General features: G+C 61.9%; 16 protein-coding genes and 1 pseudogene. 10 read left to right on the top strand and 7 right to left on the bottom strand.

Annotation, left to right across the window (positions count from 1 at the left end; translation table 11 throughout):
• The first annotated feature begins 3 nt into the window (after positions 1-3).
• A complete protein-coding gene (locus tag HU749_RS13270; protein ID WP_186650922.1) occupies positions 4-3,102 on the top strand; it encodes a multidrug efflux RND transporter permease subunit in 3,099 nt (1,032 codons plus the stop codon).
• Positions 3,103-3,233: 131 nt separating this feature from the next.
• Here HU749_RS13270 and HU749_RS13265 read toward each other — a convergent pair whose 3' ends face one another.
• The 4 genes from HU749_RS13265 to HU749_RS13250 all read right to left on the bottom strand — a co-directional run bounded on the left by HU749_RS13265 (position 3,234) and on the right by HU749_RS13250 (position 7,498).
• Entirely contained in the window at positions 3,234-4,082 is an 849-nt protein-coding gene (locus HU749_RS13265; RefSeq protein ID WP_186650924.1) for an ureidoglycolate lyase, read from the bottom strand.
• Positions 4,083-4,113: 31 nt separating this feature from the next.
• Positions 4,114-4,854: an SDR family oxidoreductase gene (locus HU749_RS13260; protein ID WP_186650926.1), complete on the bottom strand. Its 741-nt coding sequence runs from the start codon at positions 4,852-4,854 to the stop codon at positions 4,114-4,116.
• Positions 4,851-6,233, bottom strand: a complete 1,383-nt coding sequence (locus HU749_RS13255; RefSeq protein WP_186650928.1) for an MFS transporter — start codon at positions 6,231-6,233, stop codon at positions 4,851-4,853. The genes HU749_RS13260 and HU749_RS13255 overlap by 4 nt, the downstream gene beginning before the upstream one ends.
• 326 nt (positions 6,234-6,559) lie before the next feature.
• Positions 6,560-7,498, bottom strand: a complete 939-nt coding sequence (locus tag HU749_RS13250; RefSeq protein ID WP_186650930.1) for a LysR family transcriptional regulator — start codon at positions 7,496-7,498, stop codon at positions 6,560-6,562.
• A 113-nt stretch (positions 7,499-7,611) separates the two neighbouring features.
• Here HU749_RS13250 and HU749_RS13245 point away from each other — a divergent pair, with 113 nt between their 5' ends.
• The 9 genes and pseudogenes from HU749_RS13245 to HU749_RS13205 all read left to right on the top strand — a co-directional run bounded on the left by HU749_RS13245 (position 7,612) and on the right by HU749_RS13205 (position 15,608).
• Positions 7,612-8,793: a fumarylacetoacetate hydrolase family protein gene (locus HU749_RS13245; RefSeq protein WP_095962374.1), complete on the top strand. Its 1,182-nt coding sequence runs from the start codon at positions 7,612-7,614 to the stop codon at positions 8,791-8,793.
• A 49-nt stretch (positions 8,794-8,842) separates the two neighbouring features.
• Complete coding sequence (locus tag HU749_RS13240) at positions 8,843-10,627, top strand: IlvD/Edd family dehydratase (RefSeq protein ID WP_186650932.1); 1,785 nt, start codon at positions 8,843-8,845, stop codon at positions 10,625-10,627.
• Between the two features lie 138 nt (positions 10,628-10,765).
• The gene (locus HU749_RS13235) at positions 10,766-10,984 is read left to right on the top strand and encodes a tautomerase family protein (RefSeq protein WP_003200762.1); all 219 of its coding nucleotides are present in this window, start codon (positions 10,766-10,768) and stop codon (positions 10,982-10,984) included.
• A 72-nt stretch (positions 10,985-11,056) separates the two neighbouring features.
• Complete coding sequence (locus HU749_RS13230; protein WP_186650934.1) at positions 11,057-11,539, top strand: DoxX family protein; 483 nt, start codon at positions 11,057-11,059, stop codon at positions 11,537-11,539.
• Between the two features lie 96 nt (positions 11,540-11,635).
• Positions 11,636-12,010 (top strand): annotated as a pseudogene (locus tag HU749_RS13225) (FecCD family ABC transporter permease); the annotation flags it as partial.
• On the top strand, positions 12,004-12,525 hold the full coding sequence (locus HU749_RS13220; RefSeq protein ID WP_186650936.1) for an ATP-binding cassette domain-containing protein: 522 nt from the start codon (positions 12,004-12,006) through the stop codon (positions 12,523-12,525). The pseudogene HU749_RS13225 and the gene HU749_RS13220, both read left to right, overlap by 7 nt.
• A 299-nt stretch (positions 12,526-12,824) precedes the next feature.
• On the top strand, positions 12,825-13,583 hold the full coding sequence (locus HU749_RS13215; protein ID WP_225919166.1) for a MipA/OmpV family protein: 759 nt from the start codon (positions 12,825-12,827) through the stop codon (positions 13,581-13,583).
• Entirely contained in the window at positions 13,583-14,269 is a 687-nt protein-coding gene (locus tag HU749_RS13210) for a response regulator transcription factor (protein ID WP_079304168.1), read from the top strand. Before HU749_RS13215 ends, HU749_RS13210 begins: the two co-directional genes overlap by 1 nt.
• Before the next feature lie 13 nt (positions 14,270-14,282).
• Positions 14,283-15,608 carry a sensor histidine kinase gene (locus tag HU749_RS13205; RefSeq protein ID WP_264084031.1) on the top strand — a complete coding sequence of 442 codons (1,326 nt, stop codon included), beginning with the start codon at positions 14,283-14,285 and terminating at the stop codon, positions 15,606-15,608.
• A 140-nt stretch (positions 15,609-15,748) separates the two neighbouring features.
• Here HU749_RS13205 and HU749_RS13200 read toward each other — a convergent pair whose 3' ends face one another.
• The 3 genes from HU749_RS13200 to HU749_RS13190 all read right to left on the bottom strand — a co-directional run bounded on the left by HU749_RS13200 (position 15,749) and on the right by HU749_RS13190 (position 19,922).
• Positions 15,749-17,005: an MFS transporter gene (locus HU749_RS13200; protein WP_186650941.1), complete on the bottom strand. Its 1,257-nt coding sequence runs from the start codon at positions 17,003-17,005 to the stop codon at positions 15,749-15,751.
• A 263-nt stretch (positions 17,006-17,268) separates the two neighbouring features.
• Complete coding sequence (locus HU749_RS13195; protein ID WP_186650943.1) at positions 17,269-18,522, bottom strand: OprD family porin; 1,254 nt, start codon at positions 18,520-18,522, stop codon at positions 17,269-17,271.
• A gap of 95 nt (positions 18,523-18,617) precedes the next feature.
• Positions 18,618-19,922, bottom strand: a complete 1,305-nt coding sequence (locus HU749_RS13190; protein WP_079304156.1) for a CitMHS family transporter — start codon at positions 19,920-19,922, stop codon at positions 18,618-18,620.
• Positions 19,923-19,951 lie beyond the last annotated feature (29 nt).

Raw genomic sequence — 19,951 nt, 5'->3', positions numbered from 1 at the left:
GCCATGCCGCAATTCTTCATCGACCGCCCGGTGTTCGCCTGGGTCGTTGCGTTGTTCATCCTGTTGGCCGGTATCCTGGCCATTCCGCAACTGCCGGTGGCACAATACCCGGTCGTGGCCCCTCCACAAATCGAGATCTACACCGTCTACCCGGGTGCTTCGGCGCAAACCGTGGACGAAAGCGTGGTCAGCCTGATCGAGGAAGAGCTGAACGGCACCGACAACCTGCTGTATTTCGAGTCCCAGAGCAGCCTGGGCAGCGCCACCATCACCGCGACCTTCCAACCCGGCACCAACCCGGAACTGGCCCAGGTCGATGTGCAGAACCGCCTCAAGGCGGTGGAGTCGCGCCTGCCGCAAGCGGTGACCCAGCAAGGCTTGCAAGTGGACAAAGTCTCCGCCGGCTTCCTGCTGCTGATCACCCTCACCTCCAGCGACGGCAAGCTCGACGACGTGGCCCTCAGCGACTACCTGGCGCGCAACGTGATGAACGAGATCAAGCGCCTGGACGGTGTCGGCAAGGCCCAGTTGTACGGCGCCGAGCGGGCCATGCGGATCTGGATCGACCCGCAGAAACTCGTCGGCTTCAACCTGACCCCGGCCGACGTCAATGCCGCCATCGTGGCGCAGAACGCCCAGGTGTCGGCCGGCAGCCTGGGCGATTTGCCGAGCCGCAGCACCCAGGAAATCACCGCGACCATCGTCGTCAAAGGCCAGCTCAACACGCCGCAGGAGTTCGCCGACATTGTGCTCAAGGCCAACCCCGATGGCTCGACGGTGCGCATCGCCGACGTGGCACGGGTGGAAATCGGCAGCCAGGAATACCAGTTTTCCACGCGCCTGAACGGCAAGCCGTCCACTGCCGTGGCGGTGCAACTGTCGCCGGGCGCCAATGCCTTGAACACCGCGACCCTGGTGCGCAACAAGATGGACGAGCTGTCGCGCTACTTCCCGGCCGGCGTGGAGTACAAGATTCCCTATGACACGTCGCCGTTCGTCAAAGTCTCGATCACCAAAGTGATCTACACCCTCGGCGAGGCAATGTTGCTGGTGTTCGCGGTGATGTTCCTGTTCCTGCAGAACATTCGCTACACCCTGATCCCGACATTGGTGGTGCCGGTGGCGCTGATGGGCACCTTCGCGACGATGCTCGCGCTGGGGTTTTCGATCAACGTGCTGACGATGTTCGGCATGGTGCTGGCCATCGGCATTCTGGTGGACGATGCCATCGTGGTGGTGGAGAACGTCGAGCGGATCATGGCCCAGGAAGGCTTGTCGCCCAAGGAGGCCACGCGCAAGGCCATGGGGCAGATCACCGGAGCGATCATCGGCATCACCCTGGTGCTGGTGGCGGTGTTCATTCCGATGGCCTTCATGCAGGGCTCGGTGGGGGTGATCTACCAGCAGTTCTCGCTGTCGATGGCGACCTCGATCCTGTTCTCGGCTTTTCTGGCACTGACCTTGACCCCGGCACTTTGTGCGACCTTGCTCAAACCGGTCGCCAAAGGTGACCACCACGCCAAGACCGGTTTCTTCGGCCTGTTCAACCGTGGTTTCGACCGATTCGGCGAGCGCTATCAAGGTTGGGTGGCCTATGCGGTAAAACGCAGCGGCCGTTATCTGCTGATCTACGGCGTGTTGCTGGTGGGCATGGGCCTGCTGTTCAGTCGCCTGCCCTCCTCGTTCCTGCCGGTGGAGGACCAGGGCTATACCATCACCGACATCCAGCTGCCACCGGGTGCCAGCAAAAACCGGACGGTGCAGGTGGTGGAGCAGATCGAAGCCCACAACGCCGGTGAACCGGGAGTCGGTGACAGCACGATCATTCTCGGTTTCAGCTTTTCCGGCAGCGGGCAGAATGCGGCCCTGGCCTTCACCACCCTCAAGGACTGGTCGCAACGCGGCGCCGATGATTCGGCGGCGTCCATCGCCGACCGTGCCAACCTGGCGCTGAGCCAGATCAAGGACGCCATGGCGTTCTCGGTGCTACCGCCGCCGGTGGACGGCCTGGGCACTTCCAGCGGTTTCGAGTTCCGTTTGCAGGACCGTGGCGGCCTCGGCCATGCCACCTTGATGCAGGCCCGCAGCGAATTGCTCGCCGCCGCCGACAAAAGCCCGATGCTGATGAATGTGCGCGAAAGCGCCTTGGCGGAGGCACCGCAGGTGCAATTGGAGGTCGACCGCAAGCAGGCCAATGCCCTGGGCATTTCCTTTGCCGACGTCGGCAGCGTGTTGTCCACGGCGGTGGGTTCGACCTACATCAACGACTTCCCCAACCAGGGACGTATGCAACGGGTGGTGGTCCAGGCCGAGGGCGACCAGCGCAGCCAGGTCGAGGACTTGCTGAAGATCCATGTGCGCAACAACAGCGGAAAAATGGTCCCGTTGTCAGCTTTCGTCCAGGCCCGCTGGACCCAGGGGCCGGCGCAATTGACCCGCTATAACGGTTATCCGGCGGTGAGCATTTCCGGTGAACCGGCACCGGGCTACAGCACCGGGCAAGCCATGGCTGAAATCGAACGGCTGGTGGCCCTGGGGCCGACGGGCCTGGGCCAGGAATGGACGGGGTTGTCGTTGCAGGAACGCTTGTCCGGCAGCCAGGCGCCCATCCTGTTGGGCCTGTCGCTGCTGGTGGTGTTCCTGTGCCTGGCGGCGCTGTACGAGAGTTGGTCGATCCCGACCTCGGTGTTGCTGGTGGTGCCGCTGGGTGTGCTCGGCGCGGTATTGGCTGTGTCGTTGCGCGGCATGCCTAACGATGTGTTCTTCAAGATCGGACTGATCACCATCATCGGCCTGTCGGCGAAAAACGCGATTCTTATCATCGAGTTCGCCAAGAGCCTGTACGACGAAGGCCACGACCTGATCGACGCCACGCTCCAGGCGGCACGCCTGCGCCTGCGGCCGATCATCATGACCTCGCTGGCCTTCATCCTTGGGGTGGTACCGCTGGCGATTGCCACGGGCGCCAGTTCGGCAAGCCAGCAGGCCATCGGCACCGGGGTGATCGGCGGGATGATCACCGCGACGCTGGCGGTGGTGTTTGTGCCGGTGTTTTTTGTGGTGGTGATGAAGCGTGTCAGGCGTGTTGATCCCAAGGGATGATGCAAACTGACCCACCGCTATCGCGAGCAAGCTCGCTCCCACAGGGGCCTATGGGGCACATGAATTTTGTGCCTGTCGAAGATCAACTGTGGGAGCGAGCTTGCTCGCGATAGCGGCAGCGAGCCCTGCCCTCAGTCCGCCTGCACCGTGACCTGGTGCTGTTCGCCCAAGCCCTCGATTCCCAGGCGCATGGTTTGGCCCGGCCGCAGGAACACCGGGTTGGGCTTGATGCCCAAGCCGACGCCGGGCGGCGTGCCGGTGGAGATCACATCCCCCGGTTGCAGGCTCATGCAGCGGCTCAGATAGGCAATCAGTTGCGGCACACTGAAGATCAGCGTTCGGGTATTGCCGTTCTGATAGCGGTGTCCGTCGACCTCCAGCCACAGGTCCAGCGTATGCGGGTCGGCAATTTCGTCCCGGGTCACCAGCCACGGCCCGAGGGGGCCGAAGGTGTCGAAGCCCTTGCCCTTGTCCCAGGTGCCGCCGCGCTCCAGCTGCCACTCGCGCTCGGACACATCGTTGATGACGCAGTAGCCGGCGACATGCTCCATGGCATTGGCTTCGTCGATGTAGCGCCCGCCTTTGCCGATGACCACGCCCAGCTCGACTTCCCAGTCGGTCTTGAGCGAACCGCGCGGGATCTGGATGTCGTCGTTCGGCCCGCAGATGGCACTGGTCCACTTGTTGAAGATGATCGGCTCTTTGGGCACCTCCATGTTCGACTCGGCCGCATGGTCGGCGTAGTTCAGACCGATGCAGATGAATTTACCGACCTGTCCGACACAGGCACCGATCCGTGGCTGGCCGGCCACGATCGGCAGGCTGCGCGGGTCGAGGGCGGCGAGCGCTGCCAGGCTGTCCGGGCCGAGGACCTGCCCGGCGATGTCCGGCACATGGCCCGAGAGGTCGCGGATCTGATTGTCGGCATCCAACAGCCCGGGTTTTTCCGAACCTTTTTCGCCGTAGCGCAATAGTTTCATGTCGTACTCCTGCTCAAGTGAAGACCGGGGTTCAGATGCTCATGCCACCGTCGATGATGTGGATGGCACCCGTGGTGTAGGCGGACGCATCACTGCCCAGGTACAACGCCAACTGCGCGATCTCCTCAGTGTGGCCGATGCGGCCCATGGGCTGGCGGTCGAGAAATTGCCGGTAGACCTGCGCCTCATCGACGCCCTGCTGCGCGGCCTGGTCAGCAATGCGCTGGCGCAACGAGGGTGAATCCACAGTGCCCGGACAGATCGCGTTGCAGCGGATGCCCTGGCTGACGAAGTCGATGGCGACGGCCTTGGTCAGGCCCACCACTGCGGCCTTGCTGGTGGCATAGGCGAAGCGATTGGGCACGCCCTTGACGCTGGAGGCCACCGACGACATGTTGATGATCGAACCGCCGCCCCGGGCCAGCATGTCCGGCAGGAACGCATGGATCATCCGGTACATGGCCGTGACATTGAGGTCCATCGAGCGTGTCCAGGCGGCTTCGTCGCAGTCGAGAATGTTGCCGCTGTGCACAAAGCCTGCGCAGTTGAACAGCACATCAAGCCCACCGATGCGGTCGCAGGCGGCGCTGATGGCAGCGGGCGACGTGACGTCCAGGGTCATGGCGGTGATCCCTTCGATCCCCGCCAGTGCCTGGATATCGATGTCAGTGGCGAACACCTCGGCACCGGCCCGGGCGAAGGCTATGGCGCTGGCCAAGCCAATGCCCTGCCCCGCTGCCGTCACCAGTACGCGCTTGTTTTGTAGGTTCATGCGGTCTCCAGTTGCGCTGCCGTGGTGGCGTGCTTGGGTGTCCTGCCGAGCATCGAGGCGGGAATGGCGAGGATCAGTCCACCGCTGACCAAAAGACACAAAGCCAGTACATAGGTGCCGTTATTGATATTGCCCGTAAGCGTTTCCGCCACGGCGGTGATCATCGAACCGGTGAAGCCCGACAGGTTGCCGATGGCGTTGATCATGCCAATGCCGGCTGCAGCGGCGACGCCCGACAGCACGGTGCCCGGCAGGGTCCAAAAGATCGGCATCAGGCTGAGGATCCCCGAGGCGGAAACACTGAGGAACAAGACCGACAGCACCAGGTTATCCGCAAAGAACGCACTGAGGATCAGGCCGACGCCGCCAATGAAGGCTGGGATCGCCGCATGCAGGCGCCGCTCGCCGGTGCGGTTGGAGTGTCGGGCGTTGAGCAGCATCGCCACCACTGCCACCGAATATGGAATGGCGGTCAGCAAACCGATGTGCAAGCTGTTGGTGATGCCGGTGCTCTTGATGATCGACGGCATCCAGAACGCCAGGCCATAGAAGCCGGTGTTGAAGGTCAGCAGGATCAACACCAGCAACCACACCCGAGGGTTGAAGAACACTTCACTCAAGCGCGTGGCCTTGCCCTGGTTGTCGGTTTGCAGATTGGCCTTGAGCAGGGCTTTTTCCGCGACAGACAGCCATTTGGCTTTGTCGATGTTGTCGGCCAGGCAGACGATCACCACGAACGCCATGATGATCGAAGGAATGCCTTCGATGAGCAACATCCATTGCCAGCCAGACAGGCCATGCACCCCTTGCATGCTGTTCATCAGCCAACCAGAGAGAATCCCGCCCAGAGTCAGGCTGACCGGCAACGCCAGCAGGAACCCGGACATCACCCGGCTCTGCCGATGGGTCGGGAACCAGTAGTTGAGGTAGAGGATCACGCCGGGGAAAAAGCCCGCTTCACAGATGCCCAACAGAAAGCGCAGCACGTAGAACATGGTGCTCGATTCGACGTGGAACAAGCCTGCCAGCGGCACGGTGTAGGCCACGGCCATGGAAATCACCGCCCAACTGAGCATGATCCGGGCGATCCAGAACCGTGCGCCAAAGCGATGCAGCAACAGGTTACTGGGGACTTCGAAGAGGAAATAGCCCCAGAAAAACATACTGGCGCCCAAGGCATATACGGTGTTGCTGAATTGCAGCTCGTTGAGCATGTCGAGCTTGGCGAACCCGATGTTCACTCGATCGAGGTACGCCGCCATATAGCACAACAGCAGGACCGGAAGGATGCGCCAGATGACCTTGCGGTAGGTCCGGTCTTCAAAATCGAGCTCGCAGGCGGGAGCCTGGGCGGGCAACTGCTCGGAGATGGTTTGCATGAGGTAACCCCTGATTGTTTTTATTGGGTCACGTCGAATGAGCGAATCATCCGGCGATTGAACGAGGACTTTACTGTCGGGGAGCGATTCTTTCCCAATGGCATTTTTGGATTAGTTGATAACGGGCAGTTATCGGACTCTTGGAGACCCGGGCGAGGATTCAAGTCAAAGCACATGACTTGTGGCGAGGGGATTTATCCCCGCTGGGCTGCGCAGCAGCCCCAAAAAGCTCAACGCAACCAACCTGACAGAATGCTTAGGCCGGGTTTAGGACTGCTGCGCAGTCCAACGGGGATAAATCCCCTCGCCACAGGTTCATTGCCTCTTCAAATAATCTGGCGGGCGTTGTCCTTGAGGATCTCGGCGAACTCCAGCGCCGCGCCCACCAACGGCTCATCCTTGCGCGTGAGAATGCCGTAGTCCTGCGGCACCAGGTGCAACGGGGTATCGAGGGTCTTGAGCTGGCCGCTTTCGAGCAGCGGATCGACCATCGCATTGGGCAGCATGCCGATCATGGGCCCGCGTTGCAGCACCTGGAGGAAGGTCTGCATGGAAATGGTGTCAATGGTGTTGCGCGGCATTCCCACCCCGGCCTCGGCGAAGGCCAGCTCCATGCGTGCGCGAATCGGCGTGCCGACCGGATAGAGAATCCACGGCAAGTCCACCAGTTGCTGCAAGGAGACCGGGCCCGCGCCGGCCAATGGATGGCGATAGTTGACCACGATGCAGAACGGTTCCGGGGCCAACGGCTGGAAGTCATAGCGCTGCTGCTGGCTTTGATCGGTAAAACGGGCCACCGCCAGGTCAAGCGTCTTCTCTTCAAGCATCTCCATCAGGTGGTTACTGGTCTGCTCCACCACTTCAATCGACAGCATCGGCCAGCGCTGCTTGATCTGCAGGATCGCCTCGGGCAAAGCCACCGCAGTGGCGGCAAAGATCCCGCCGACCTTGAGAAAACCGTGGCCTCCCTCGCGCAAGCTGCTGATTTGCTCGACGAACGAGCGCGCATCATTCAAGGCAATCTGCGCATACCGCAGTACGTGTTCGCCCAAGGCCGTAGGCGGCATGCTCCGTGGCAACCGCTCGAACAAGGCAAAGCCGAGCAGGCTTTCGATTTCCTTGAGCATCTTGCTGATGGCCGGCTGGCTGAGGTTCATCTGCTGCGCCGCCAGATGCATGTTGCGGGTGCGCCCCAACGTGTCGATCAGCAGCAAGTGGCGGAATTTGAGCCAGCCACAGAAGCTGGAGAAGGACAGATCTGACATGGCTATTCCTCAGGCCGGCGATAACCCGACGTTATCAAATACTGAATATATCTCATTGGAGTTTATCGAGCGGCCACCCTAGCGTGAAGGCTTTACGAACAGGAAGACTTGCCATGTCGCTACTGCTTACTCCCGAGAACACCCTGCCCGTCGATGGCGTGACCGGAACCCTGATTGGTCGTGCCTGGGTGCCAGGCCGAATCGCCGGGCCTTCGCCCATTGCGTTGCGCAGCGACGGTGTGTTCGATCTCTCGGATCGTTTTGCGACATTGAGCGATCTGCTGGAAACAGAATCGCCGCTGGCCGCCGTGCGACAGACGCCCGGTACCTTCATCGCCAGTGTCGAAGCCCTGCTGGCCAACACCGGCCCTGATGCCGACCCGAACAAACCGTCGCTGTTGCCGCCACTGGATTTGCAAGTGATCAAGGCCGCCGGCGTGACCTTCGCTGCCAGCATGATCGAGCGTGTGATCGAGGAACAGGCCGGCGGCGACGCGGCGAAGGCCGAAGCCGTACGCGCCACGGTGCACAGCGTGATCGGCGACAACTTGCGCACGATCGTGCCGGGCTCCGAGCAAGCCATGCGCCTGAAGGACTTGCTCATCGAGCAGGGCATGTGGTCGCAGTACCTGGAGGTCGGCATCGGCCCGGATGCGGAAATCTTCACCAAGGCTCCGGTCCTGGCTGCCGTGGGCAGCGGCAGCCGCATCGGCATTCATCCGATATCGCAATGGAACAACCCGGAACCGGAAGTGGTGCTGGCGGTGAACAGCCGGGGCCAGATCCACGGCGCCACTCTGGGCAACGACGTCAACCTGCGGGACATCGAAGGCCGCAGTGCGCTGTTGCTGAGCAAGGCCAAGGACAACAACGCCTCCTGCGCCATCGGGCCGTTCATTCGCCTGTTTGACGAACACTTCAGCCTGGATGATGTACGGGAATGCGTGGTCGATCTCCAGGTACACGGCGAGGATGGCTACCGCCTGCACGGCTCCAGCTCCATGAACCAGATCAGCCGCGACCCGCAGGACCTGGCAGGCCAGACGCTCAACGCCAACCACCAATATCCGGACGGGTTTGTGCTGTTTCTCGGTACCCTGTTCGCCCCCACCGAAGACCGTGACCATGCCGGCAGCGGTTTCACCCACAAACGCGGTGACGTGGTCAGCATCAGCAGCCCGTTGCTCGGCAGCCTGCATAACCAGGTGACGCACAGCTGCGATGCCACCCCCTGGACCTTTGGTGTCAGCGCCTTGCTGCGTAACCTCGCCGCCCGAGGACTGCTGGAGCGCTAAAACGCCACGACCGTGACCGATTCATCCAATTACAAGAGAGAAATGAATCATGAGTGACACGCCAAAACGCCGCCTGCGCAGCGAGCAGTGGTTCAATGACCCGGCCCACGCGGACATGACCGCCCTGTATGTCGAACGCTACATGAACTACGGCATGACCCGCGAAGAGCTGCAGTCGGGACGCCCGATCATCGGCATCGCCCAGACCGGCAGCGACCTGACGCCCTGCAACCGTCATCACCTGGAACTGGCCCAACGGGTCAAGGCCGGTATTCGTGATGCCGGTGGCATTCCCATGGAATTCCCGGTGCACCCGATCGCCGAACAATCACGGCGCCCCACCGCAGCACTGGACCGCAACCTGGCCTACCTGGGGCTGGTGGAGATTCTTCACGGTTACCCATTGGATGGCGTGGTGCTCACCACCGGCTGCGACAAGACCACCCCGGCCTGCCTGATGGCTGCGGCGACCACCGACCTACCGGCCATTGTCCTGTCCGGCGGGCCGATGCTCGACGGCCACCACAAGGGCGAACTGATCGGCTCCGGCACCGTGCTCTGGCATGCGCGCAACCTGATGGCCGCCGGCGAGATCGACTACGAAGGCTTCATGGAAATGACCACTGCGGCATCGCCGTCGGTGGGACACTGCAACACCATGGGCACCGCCTTGTCGATGAACGCCCTGGCCGAAGCCCTGGGTATGTCACTGCCTGGATGCGCGAGTATCCCGGCGCCCTATCGCGAGCGCGGGCAAATGGCTTATGCCACCGGCAAGCGCATCTGCGACCTGGTGCTGCAAGACATACGCCCGTCGCAGATCATGACCCGCCAGGCCTTCGAGAACGCCATCGCCGTCGCCTCGGCCCTGGGTGCTTCGAGCAATTGCCCGCCGCACCTGATCGCCATCGCCCGACACATGGGCGTCGAGCTGAGCCTGGATGACTGGCAACGGATTGGCGAGGACGTGCCGCTGCTGGTCAACTGCATGCCGGCGGGCAAGTACCTGGGCGAAGGGTTCCATCGGGCCGGCGGCGTGCCATCGGTCATGCATGAACTGCAAAAAGCCGGGCACCTGCACGAAGACTGCGCCACGGTCAGCGGCAAGACCATCGGCGAAATCGTCAGCAACAGCCTGACCAGCAACACCGACGTGATCCACCCCTTCGACACCCCGCTCAAGCACCGCGCCGGTTTCATCGTGCTCAGCGGCAACTTCTTCGACAGCGCGATCATGAAGATGTCGGTGGTGGGCGAAGCGTTTCGCAAGACCTACCTGTCCGAGCCCGGCGCCGAGAATAGCTTTGAAGCCCGGGCCATCGTGTTCGAAGGACCGGAGGACTACCACGCGCGGATCGACGATCCGGCGCTGGACATCGACGAGCGCTGCATCCTGGTGATCCGTGGCGTTGGCACCGTGGGCTACCCCGGCAGCGCCGAAGTGGTGAACATGGCCCCGCCGGCGGCGCTGATCAAACAAGGCATCGACTCCCTGCCTTGCCTGGGCGACGGGCGCCAGAGCGGCACATCGGCGAGCCCGTCGATCCTCAACATGTCCCCGGAAGCGGCCGTGGGCGGCGGCCTGGCGTTGCTGAAAACCAACGACCGGCTGAAAGTGGACCTCAATACCCGCACCGTGAACCTGCTGATCGACGACGCCGAGATGTCCCAGCGCCGGCTTGAGTGGACGCCGAACATTCCGCCGTCACAAACGCCTTGGCAGGAACTGTACCGGCAACTGGTGGGACAGCTTTCCACAGGGGGCTGCCTGGAGCCGGCGACGTTGCATCTGCGCGTGATCGCCCGCAGCGGTGAACCGCGTCATTCGCACTGAGTCCAGACGGCCGATTGTTCACGTACGTTGAATGCTGATGCCAACCCAGAGGGATTTATTCCAAGGGCGCAAAGGAGAAAGATGCGCGCCAGGGGTCTTCGCCCTGCCGCATCTTTCTCACACCCACGGAGTCGATCCATGCCATTTGCCAACTACAAATTCCCCGAAGGGATCCTGGACCACGCTCGCAAAGAAGAAATCATCCATCGCACCACAGAAATGTTCGTCGAGTACTTCGGCGAGGGAGTCCGTCCGTTCACCATGGTGCTGGTCGAAGAGGTGGCAGACGGCGGATGGGGGCGCGCTGATGAAACGCTGACGCTGGCGAAGATGGGACTGCCTGCCAAAGGACAATAGCGCCTTCGGAGTATTCGAAAGACCTATCGACGTCATGCACAGTGCTTCAAGCAACCCTGCCAAGGATTCCCCATGACAACTCAAGACCTATCATCGCTGCGCTGCGCTGTGGACACGGTGACTGCACGCGTCGCCCGCTACGAACCTTGCCTGTACGCCGTGCTGCGGACCATCTTCGCCGTGGTCCTGTTTACCCACGGCTTGCCGAAGGTTCTGCGCACCGCCCACGGTTCGATGGCTGATCCAATGACCGCGTCGATCAACCTCATCCAGAACGTGATGGGACTGCCTTTCGCTGCACAACTTGCCTTCCTGGTCATGCTCCTGGAGACGGTCGGCGCGCTCATGCTGGCGATAGGGCTCGGCACGCGACTCGTCGCCCTGCTGATCGCTATTGAGATGGTTGCAATCAGCTACGCGCTGGGACCGACATGGCCTTGGATAGATCGAGGCATCGAGTTTCCTGTGCTTATGGGATTTCTTGCCCTCTACATCGTCGCGCGCGGCGGCGGAGTCTATTCATTGGACGCGCGCTGGGGCACGCGCCTGCGATAGAAATGGCTTGGAGGATACGAGCGTGGGTGGCCCTTTGTTTGAACCACCCTTGCCCTACTCTCAGAAATCGACCGTGGCCGGCAACTGCAGGGTACGCGGCGAGCCTGGGCTTTGACCGCGCTGCGCCTGGGGGATGACAAGGCCGCGAGTTTCGGCATCAACGTGCGCAGCCTGCGCTTTCAGACGCTGATCATGGTCAGCCTGCTCGCCTCGTTCCCGGTGGCGTTTGTCGGCACCATCGGTTTCATCGGCCTGGTCGGCCCGCACATCGCGCGAATGCTGATCGGTGAAGACCAGCGGTTCTTCCTGCCAGCGTCTTTGTTGACCGGTGCATTGATTCTGTCCGCCAGTTCGGTGATCAGCAAAACCCTGATCCCCGGCGCCATTTTCCCCATCGGCGTGGTCACGTCGCTGATCGGCGTGCCCTTCTTCATTTCCTTGATTCTCGGCGGGAAGAAAAACTCATGGTAACGATCCAGCTGGAGAACCTCGGTGCCCGCTACGGCCAGCGCACGATCATTCATGGCGTCACCACGGCAGCCTTTGTCGGCGGTCAGGTGGTGGCGGTGGTCGGCCCCAACGCGGCGGGCAAATCCACCTTGTTCAAACGCATGGCCGGATTGATCGAAGGTCCTGGACAGGTGCTCTTGCAGGGTTCGAAAAAGGGGCCGCAAGGCATTAGCTACATGCCTCAGGGCTTGAACGCCAGCGCCCTGGACATGCACCGGCAGGTCCAGGTGCTGGGTTTCATGCGTGCCCTGGCGCGCAAGCGCGAAGTCATTGTGTTCATCGCCATCCATGACCTGAACCAGGCGCTGCGCTTTGCCGACCAGGTGCTGGTCATCGCCGACGGCACCGCCCAGGGCAGCGGCCCGAGCGCCGAGGTGATTACCGAGTCGATGCTGCGCAAGGTCTACAAGGCCGAGGCGCGGATCGAACAATGCAGCCGCGGCGAGCGCCATATCCTGATTGACGATATCGTTTGAGCGCACACCCGTGGTCAGAGCTTGCTCCCGCTGCTGTAGGAGCTGGCGAAGCCTGCGATCTTTTGATTTTGATCCTTCGCTTGCGACTCAATTGTCTGGGACAAGATCGCAGCCTCGTTGCACTCGACAGCTCCTACACTGCTCCTACAGCAGCCAAGCGGGAGCAATCTCTGGCTTTCGACAGATAACCGTAAGCATCCAGTAAGGGAAAACGCTCAACGATAGGCGTGCATTTCATCCTGTCCCGTTGGAGCCCCCCAATGCATTTGCTGCGCTTAGCCGTTTCAACAATCCCGAATATGATCCTGCTCGCCGTGGCCACTTCAGCCATCGCCGCACAAGCAGCCGAACCTGAAACTACCGAACCGTCTTCGTCCTGGGGACTGGGGGTCGGCGCAATCAGCAGCCAGCAGCCCTATACCGGCATCGATCGTGACAACAAGGCGATACCGCTGATCTACTTCGAGAACGAATACCTGCGGGTGTTCGGTCCAAACGCCGAGGTCAAGCTGCCCCAACTCGAGATCGGCGACACCCAGCAAATCGATTTCAGCCTCATGGGCCAGTACGACTTCAGTGGCTACGACGCTGACGACGCGCGGGTCTTCGATGGCATGAGCGACCGCAAAAGTGGCTTCTGGGCGGGGGCCAAAGTGGAGTGGCACACCGGTCTGGTGGACGTGCGCGCCGAGTGGCTCTCGGACCTGTCGGGCAACAGCAAGGGGCAGCGCTTCAACGTGGGCCTGGAGCGAACCTGGCGGCTCGACGACCACATCACCCTCACGCCCCATGTGACGGCGATGTGGCAGGACAAAAAATACGTCGATTATTATTTTGGCGTGCGCGACAGTGAGGCCCGCATCGATCGTGCGGCCTATGATGGCAAGTCCGCCCTCAATACCGAATTTGGCGTCCGGGGAAACTACATGTTCGATAAACACCACTCTCTGTTCCTCGATATCAAAGCGACGAGCCTCGCCAGTGAGATCAAGGACAGCCCACTGGTAGACAGCTCTACCGAAAACAGCGCGCTGTTCGGCTACCTGTACCGCTTCTGATGAGCCGCATTCTGCTGGTCGAGGACCACGAACGATTGGCGCACCTGGTCTGCACGGGCCTGGCGAATGCAGGGATCGCCGTCGATGTGATCAACCGCATGGATGGCGCGTGGGCGGCCATCCAGCGTGTGCCTTACCAGGCGCTGATCCTCGATCGCGGCTTGCCGGACGGCGACGGGCTCGTCTTGTTGAAGCGTCTGCGCAGCGCCGGGCTCGGCATCCCTTGCCTGGTGCTCACGGCGCGGGATGCCCTGCATGATCGGGTACAGGGGCTCGATGCCGGCGCGGATGACTATCTGCCCAAGCCGTTCGCCATGGATGAAATGGTCGCGCGCGTGCGAGCGTTGCTGCGACGCCCCGTGGACTGTCGCCCACTGGCGCCCAGCCATGGCGACCTGAGCCTGCAGCCCGACACCGGCAGCATGTGCTGCGCCAATCAAAGCATTGCCCTGGCACCGGCGGAAATGCAGATCATGTTGCTGCTGTTGCGCAAACCTGGGGAGATCGTCCGCCGTCAGACGATAGAGGCAGCAGGCTGGGGCTTGAGCGAGGCGGTCACGCCGAACGCCCTGGACGTGGCCCTTCACCGTATCCGCCGCAAGCTGCTTGCCATCGGCTCCCACCAACGCATTGTCAACCTGCGAGGTCTTGGTTATGCGCTGCGCCAGGTCGACGTGGCTGAGTAGTCTCAGATTCAAGGTGCTGCTGGCTTATATTGCCGGCGTGGCGTTGAGCATCCTGCTGATCGTGTTGATGGCCCTGGCCCTCGTCACCTCACAGAGCGACATCCTGCTGGTCATGAACATAACCGAGCGCACCCAGGAGTTGGCGCAAAAACTCCAGTTCGATCCTGCTGGACGCCCGGTCGGATTCGATCGCAGCGAGGCCGATCGAATCTGGACCTATGAAAGCATGCAGCAAGACATCGGATACCGCGTGCTGGACGCCTCGGCAAACGTGGTCCTGACGTCCACCGAAGCAACCTTCTGGCCTGCAAGCACCGCGCTGCGCCCTTCAGAGCACGAACCGTTCAAGTTCGAGCGCCAGGGCATCCTGATGTATGGCGCCACCGCGCCGGTCGAACACGACGGCAAGACCTGGTTCCTGCAACTTGCCGTCAGCGAACGGCTGATGGACCTCTTCCACGGTGCATTCGCGTTGCCATTCATGGGTGCCGGCATCGTCCTGTTCAGCCTGGTGCTGCTCTTCGTCTTTGCCGCCTGCGCCTATATCACCCTGGGCTATACGCTCAAACCCTTGCGCGAGGTGTCCGAGTCGGCCGCGGCGATCTCGCCTCGCTCCCTGCATTCACGCTTGCAGGTCAGCAGCGTACCGTCCGAAGTCGTGCCACTGGTGGACAGTTTCAATCGGGCCCTCCAGCGCCTGGAAAATGGCTACCGGACCCAGCAGGAGTTCCTGGCGACCGCGGCGCACGAACTCAAGACACCGCTGGCGCTGATACGCGCACAAATCGAATTGATGGAGGACAGCCACGATCGCAACGCGCTGCTCAACGATGTCGCTCACATGACCCGTCAAGTCCAGCAACTGCTGCTCCTCACCGAAGCCAGTGAGGCCCAGAACTACCTGTTTGCCGAGGTCGAACTGGCCGATGTCGCGAGGGAAGCCAGCGACTATTTGCAGCGCATGGCCGAAGCCGCCGAGGTACGCCTGGTGCTGGTGCAGAACGCTGCCTCTGCTGACCCATGGCAGGCGGATCGCAGCGCCCTCTTCACCTTGTTGAAGAACCTGCTGGAAAACGCCATCCAACACGCCCCTCGGGGCACAGAGGTTCGAGTGGACATCGGCGCGGATCATCTGAGCGTACGAGACTGGGGCCCCGGAGTGGATCGGGAGCAACTGCCACACCTGTTCATTCGCTTCTGGCGCGGGGCCCATCGCCGCGACCATGGTGCCGGCCTGGGCTTGACGATCTGCCGGGAAATCGCCCAGGCCCATGGCTGGACGCTTTCTGCCAAGCGAGCGGAGCCAGGCTTGTTGCTGCAGCTGTCTCGACGGGGATGACTGGATTCAGATGCCGGGCGTTTTCAATTCCCCTGTGGGAGCGAGCTTGCTCGCGATAGCAGGGGGTCCAGCAAGCATCGATGTTGGATGTGCCACCGTCATCGCGAGCAAGCTCGCTCCCACATTGGTGATACCCGGCCTCAGGCAACCCCACCGTCAGGTACCGGTAGCGTGCCGGACTGTGGAGCGCGCCTGGGCATGAAAGTCTCGGGCATCGCCAGCAACAGACCAAATGCCAACGCAGCAATCGCCGCCAGGGTCAGGAACGCCGCGCTGTAGCCAGCCCCTTGCACCACAAAGCCGGCCAAGCTGTTACTCAACGCCGCGCCGAACCCGAACACCGTCGACAGCACCCCGAGGCTGACGTTGAAACGCCCGGTGCCCTGGGTCAGGTCCTTGACCACCAAGGGAAACAGCGCGCCAAACAGCCCGGCACCGATCCCATCGAGCAACTGCACCGCCACCAACCAATAGGGGTCGTCCGAGAGCACGTACAACACACCTCGAATGGGCAGGATCAGGAAGCCGGCCAGCAACAACGGCTTGCGCCCCCAGGCATCGGCCTTGACGCCGACCAACCACGCCATGGGCACCATGACCAATTGCGCCGCGACGATACAGGCCGACGTCAGCGGCGTGGCCAGGTGTGCATTGGCCTGGGCGAGTTTCTGGCTGACCAGCGGGAGCATCGCCGCGTTCGCCAGGTGAAACAGCCCGCAGCAGACGGCGAACAACAGCAGCGTGCGGTTATCCAGCAACACGCGCAGCGCCGAGGGCGTCGGGCCCTGCACCGACTGACCAGCCTCCAGGCCCCGGGCCACATCATGGTCGATCGCCTCAGCGGACACGCAACTGACCGCCACGATGCTGGCCAATGCCATCGCGGCCATCAGGTAGAACACCGCAACGGGACCGAACAGCCAGGCGAACCCACCCGCCAGCAGCGCTGCGCAGGCATTGCCCGCGTGGTTGAACGTCTCGTTGCGCCCAGTGCGCCGCGTAAAGGCCTTGGCGCCAGTAATGCCCAGGGAGATGGCCGCAATAGCCGGCGCAAAGACCGATGCCGCCACGGCGCCGAGCGCCTGGGTCAGCGCCACCAGGCCGAAGGAAGACGTGAACGGTAGCACCAGGCAACCCAGCGTCACCATCAAGGCGGCCACAGCCACCACGGCACGTTTGCTGCGCACCCGGTCGATCAGCGCCCCGGCGGGCGCCTGTGCAACGAGCCCGGCCATCGCCGCCACTGTCATCACCACGCCAATGCTGGCCGGGTCCCAGCGATGCACCGCCAGCAGGTAGATCGCCAGATAAGGACCCAGCCCATCGCGTACATCCGCGAGGAAAAAATTCAGGCCATCCAGGGAAAGGTTGTTGCGTCGGTCTCGGTTGCGATCCATAGCGGCCTCGACGGGCATTGCCCCAAAGAAAATTGACGCCATGATGTCGCAAAGAATCGAACCGGGCCACCGTGATGAGCGCGGAGCCACTGAGAGAACCGTGGCGAGGGAGCTTGCTCCCGCTGGGTCGCGAAGCGGCCCCAAAACCTGCCGAACGCGTAACACAGACACACCGCACCCGCCGGTTCACGACTGCTTCGCAGCCGAGCGGGAGCAAGCTCCCTCGCCACAGGTCCATCTTTTTCTTAAGTGAACTGCATGTCCTACCAAAGAGCGATGTCGTAAGTGAAATAGATCCGATTACTGTCACGGCCACGGGAAAAGTCCGAGCGATAGACATAGTTACGCAGCTTCACCCCCAGCCCCTTGAACGTGCCCTGCTGCACCACATAAGCGATCTCTGCGTCTCGCTCCCACTCTTTGACCGTGGTGTTGGACTTGCCGTCGTTGCCGCTCAGGTAGCGGGTGGAAAATGTCAGGCCGGGCACACCGAGGCGAGCGAAGTCGTAGCCGTACCCGAGCATCCAGGTCTTTTCGTCTTCCTCGATGAACTTGCCGATCCCGACGTTGCTGAAGGAATACACCGTGGCGCCACTGATGTAAGGCAGGCCCGCCTCGCCACTGAGGGTCTGGTAGCCGGCGCTCAGTGTGTGGCCGACCACGGCGTAGGACAGCGATCCGCTGAGCATGTCGTTGTCGATCTTGCCGCCGTAGGCCGAACCCGAATCGACGCTGTTGAAGTAGCGCAGGTCACTGGTCAATACCCCAGCGCCCAAGGGCAGATCATGCTGGATGCCGGCAAAATTCTGTCGATAGAAATTCTCCAGCTCGCCATAGAAGTAACTCAGGCGGATGTTTTTGCCCAACTTGTAGTCGGCACCGGCATAGCTGAAGTCACCGGACTTATCGCCGCCGTAGCCATCGGGCACGATGGGCATGCTGTCGCTCGAATCGCGCAGCTTGAAACGCTCCAGATGCCCGCCGGTGACGGTGAGGTTGTCGATGTCAGTGCTGCTGATCTGGGTGCCCTGGTAAGTCTGGGGCAACAGCCGCGCATCGTTGTAGACCAATACCGGGGTCTTGGGCAGCAAGGTGCCGTATTTGAGCGTGGTCTTGGCCACCCTGGCCTTGGCGGTCATCCCTGCGCTGGCGAACTCGTCGGCGGCGCGACCATCGTCATGCACCGGCAGCAGGCCGGTGCCGCTGCGACCACGCCCGGAATCGAGCTTGACCCCGAGCAGGCCCAGGGCATCGACCCCGAAGCCAATGGTGCCCGGCGTAAAGCCCGATTGGTAATCCAGCAGGAAGCCCTGGGCCCATTCGGTGCGCTCACTCTTGGCGGTCCTCGCCGCCCGTGGGCTCATACCGTGCTCATCGCGAAAATTTTCGTTGAAGTAGACGTTGCGCAATTGCAGCTTGAGCTTGCTGTCGTCGATGAAACCTTCGGCACTGGCCGAGGCCAGGGGCAACAGCCCAAGGATTGGAAACAAAGCCCCGCGGGTAAGCAAAGTGGTCATATCGAGCTACTCGTTGTTGTTATTTGGCGTGCAAGCCAGCGCACACCCGCTTGCGAGGGCATGTCTGGCAGGGAAGCTAAAGTGTGTCGGGTGAATCAGGAAAACAGCGTCAGCGCCCCGGTCAGCAGGGCCAGCGCGGTAATCACCAGGGAGGTGAGCACCGCCCATTTGACGGTGGCTTTCTGAAAGTCGCCCAGGTCGCGGTCGACCATGCCCACCAGCAACAAGGTCGAGGCCACCAGCGGACTCATCAGGTGCACCGGCTGGCCGAGAATGGACGCCCGGGCAATTTCGACCGGATCAATGCCATAGGCAGCCGCGGCGTTGGCCAGGATCGGCACGACACCGAAGTAGTAGGCATCGTTGGACAATACGAAGGTCAGCGGCATGCTGGTAATCGCCACCACCAGCGGGAACAGATGGCCCCAGGAAGGCGGAATCCAGTCGACCAGGGTTTGTGCCAACGCATCGACCATTTTCGTCCCGGAGAAAATCCCGGCGAAGATGCCCGCGGCAAACACCAGCAGGACCACGGTCATGGCGTTGCCCGAGTGGGCGAGAATGCGCTCCTTCTGAATATCCAGTTGCGGATAGTTGATCATCAGCGCCAGGACGAAACCGATCAGGAACAGGATCGCCGAGTGCATGAGCCCCATCACCAGTGCGACCATCACCGCGACCACCAGCAGCAGGTTGACGTAGGCCAGTTTCGGGCGTTTGTGTGGCGTGTCCTCCATGATCGCGTTGATGTAGCAATTACCGCCGCCGCTTTGCAGTTGAACGTTGCCGATGCGCTTGCGCTCGGCACGACCCAACAGGAACGCCGTGAACACCACCCATGCGGCCCCGCCGATCATGGTCGGCAGCAACGGCACGAAATACTCACCCGCATCCAGGCCCAGCGCCGCGATCGCACGGGTTGCGGGGCCGCCCCAAGGGGTCATGCCGCTCATGATGCTCAAGGAGAGCATGGAAATGGTTGCCAGGATCATCGGGTTCATGCCGATGCGCTTGTACAGCGGCAACATCGCGGCACAGGTGATCATGTAAGTCGTCGTGCCGTCACCGTCCAGTGCCACCAACAGCGACAGCAGGGCCGTGCCCACGGCGATCTTCATCGGGTCGCCATTGACCCGCTTGAGGATCTTGCGGATCAGCGGGTCGAACAGACCGGCGTCGATCATCAGGCCGAAAAACAGGATCGCGAACAACAGCAGCGCCGCCGACGGCGCGACCATTTTCAGGCCGTCCAGCATCATCTTGCCGGTGGTCCCGCCAAAGCCGCCGAGCACGGCAAAAACGATGGGCACCACCGTCAGGGCGACGATCGGTGACAACCGTTTGGTCATTATCAGGAAGGTGAAGACCACCACCATGGCCAAGCCAAGTAAAGCGAGCATATGTCAGATCTCTTGTTGTTATTGAGTAG

Origin of the sequence: Pseudomonas ogarae (genome assembly GCF_014268695.2) — a bacterium.
Lineage (GTDB): Bacteria > Pseudomonadota > Gammaproteobacteria > Pseudomonadales > Pseudomonadaceae > Aquipseudomonas > Aquipseudomonas kilonensis.
This window is presented reverse-complemented; position numbering and strand designations above follow the sequence as displayed.

Bases quoted from the DNA above. Each gene is read 5' to 3' on its own strand.
- HU749_RS13195 (WP_186650943.1), bottom strand. From the start codon at position 18,522: ATGACCACTTTGCTTACCCGCGGGGCTTTGTTTCCAATCCTTGGGCTG.
- HU749_RS13245 (WP_095962374.1), top strand. From the start codon at position 7,612: ATGTCGCTACTGCTTACTCCCGAGAACACCCTGCCCGTCGATGGCGTG.
- HU749_RS13250 (WP_186650930.1), bottom strand. From the start codon at position 7,498: ATGTCAGATCTGTCCTTCTCCAGCTTCTGTGGCTGGCTCAAATTCCGC.
- HU749_RS13190 (WP_079304156.1), bottom strand. From the start codon at position 19,922: ATGCTCGCTTTACTTGGCTTGGCCATGGTGGTGGTCTTCACCTTCCTG.
- HU749_RS13265 (WP_186650924.1), bottom strand. From the start codon at position 4,082: ATGAAACTATTGCGCTACGGCGAAAAAGGTTCGGAAAAACCCGGGCTG.
- HU749_RS13215 (WP_225919166.1), top strand. From the start codon at position 12,825: ATGATCCTGCTCGCCGTGGCCACTTCAGCCATCGCCGCACAAGCAGCC.
- HU749_RS13200 (WP_186650941.1), bottom strand. From the start codon at position 17,005: ATGGATCGCAACCGAGACCGACGCAACAACCTTTCCCTGGATGGCCTG.
- HU749_RS13270 (WP_186650922.1), top strand. From the start codon at position 4: ATGCCGCAATTCTTCATCGACCGCCCGGTGTTCGCCTGGGTCGTTGCG.
- HU749_RS13255 (WP_186650928.1), bottom strand. From the start codon at position 6,233: ATGCAAACCATCTCCGAGCAGTTGCCCGCCCAGGCTCCCGCCTGCGAG.
- HU749_RS13260 (WP_186650926.1), bottom strand. From the start codon at position 4,854: ATGAACCTACAAAACAAGCGCGTACTGGTGACGGCAGCGGGGCAGGGC.
- HU749_RS13230 (WP_186650934.1), top strand. From the start codon at position 11,057: ATGACAACTCAAGACCTATCATCGCTGCGCTGCGCTGTGGACACGGTG.
- HU749_RS13240 (WP_186650932.1), top strand. From the start codon at position 8,843: ATGAGTGACACGCCAAAACGCCGCCTGCGCAGCGAGCAGTGGTTCAAT.
- HU749_RS13235 (WP_003200762.1), top strand. From the start codon at position 10,766: ATGCCATTTGCCAACTACAAATTCCCCGAAGGGATCCTGGACCACGCT.
- HU749_RS13220 (WP_186650936.1), top strand. From the start codon at position 12,004: ATGGTAACGATCCAGCTGGAGAACCTCGGTGCCCGCTACGGCCAGCGC.
- HU749_RS13210 (WP_079304168.1), top strand. From the start codon at position 13,583: ATGAGCCGCATTCTGCTGGTCGAGGACCACGAACGATTGGCGCACCTG.